General features: G+C 67.7%; 1 pseudogene. It reads right to left on the reverse strand.

What is annotated here, in order from left to right:
• Positions 1–248: pseudogene (locus ACPC54_RS42180) on the reverse strand (transcriptional regulator); the annotation flags it as partial.

A 248-nucleotide genomic window follows, 5' to 3' on the forward strand; every position in this document is an offset into this window, starting at 1 on the left:
GTATGTTGAGGTGCGATCTTGCGAGCGACCTTCAGTGACTCGAACGCGCCGTCGGGCATGCCCGCCCAGAGCTGGGCGCGCGCCAGCTCGATGTAGAAGCCCGAGCGGCGCTCTGCACCGAGGCCGGCTGGAGGCTTCCACTCGTGTGTGACGTCCAGGGCAGCGCTCGCGTGGTCGCCACCCAGGCTGACCGCGACCGACACCTGGTGAATGCGTACGGAGTCGGGCCCGAATGCGGTGCCGTAGTA

It is taken from the genome of Kitasatospora sp. NPDC094028 (assembly GCF_049543595.1).
GTDB lineage: Bacteria > Actinomycetota > Actinomycetes > Streptomycetales > Streptomycetaceae > Kitasatospora.